Consider the following 572-nt stretch of genomic DNA (forward strand, 5'->3'; position numbering starts at 1 on the left):
GCATTTCATAGCCGCCCAGCCGCACCTCGGCAGCCAGGTTGAACACCTGGTCGCGGTAGATGGCGTAGTTGATCTGGTTGTCCGGCGACAGCGCCTTGCGGTCGACCTTGTCCAGCTGGGCCAGCACGTCGTCCCAGACCTTCAGCCGCGCCTGCTGGGCGGCCTCGCCCACGTCGGGCATGCGGGTGGCGTTGGCCGGGCCGTCTTCATCCTCGCTGGCCGCACCACCGCCGTCCTGGCGCCACTTCCATTCCTTTTCGTAGATGGCGCGGAACTGCGCATCGGCGGGGCTTTCAACAGCCAGGCTGGCCGGGGCGGTGGTCGGTGCGGCCGGCGCAGCGGCCAGGGCGCCGCCGGCAGGAAGGGCCAGGGCGAGCAGCAACGCGGTGACGAGCGGTGATTTCACGATCAGGGGTTCCCGGGAGACGGCAAACCCCGATGATGGCACCCGGCGGCGGCCCTGCGCATGGTTCAAAGGTCCTGCCGGGCCCCATGAACCTGGGGGTGGCATTGACGGAACGCGTTCCGTCGCCCCGCCCTAATGCGCCGCCTTGTCCCGCTTCCACCCACGG

At 69.6% G+C, this 572-nt stretch carries 1 pseudogene; it reads right to left on the bottom strand.

The window, feature by feature from the left end:
- Positions 1 to 406, bottom strand: a pseudogene (locus tag ACXJKJ_RS31555) (hypothetical protein); the annotation flags it as partial.
- Positions 407 to 572: the final 166 nt, after the last annotated feature.

The organism is Roseateles sp. P5_E1 (genome assembly GCF_054049335.1).